Raw genomic sequence first — 364 nt, 5'->3', positions numbered from 1 at the left:
TCCGGCAGCCGGCCGGACCGGCGGCCAACGGGCCGCCGGGAGCGACACAACGCAAGAAAAAGCAGTACGCAAGGAAACACGCAGTACCGAGAAACGCAGTACAGGTAGTGATGTCGAGGAAAGGAGGGTTCGACGCCATCGGGATCGCCCGCTGCAGGCTCCAGTCACGCCGCGCGGGTACCGCAGTTCCACGGATTGGAAGGTGGTCTACGGTCACGCATCCGCGATCCCCGCGGTCCCACGGTCATCAGAGTGGCACACGCGGAAGACCGGCTCTTCAGAGCCGGTAGATGGTGTTGTTACATAGGGGGCCGGCGGCGGCCCCGCGCGCCCGGGGCCCCCCGGGTGGGGGGGGGCGGCCCAC

The sequence above is a fragment of the Spirillospora sp. NPDC046719 genome, from assembly GCF_040645715.1.
Taxonomy (GTDB): Bacteria; Actinomycetota; Actinomycetes; order Streptosporangiales; family Streptosporangiaceae; genus Spirillospora.
This window is presented reverse-complemented; position numbering follows the sequence as displayed.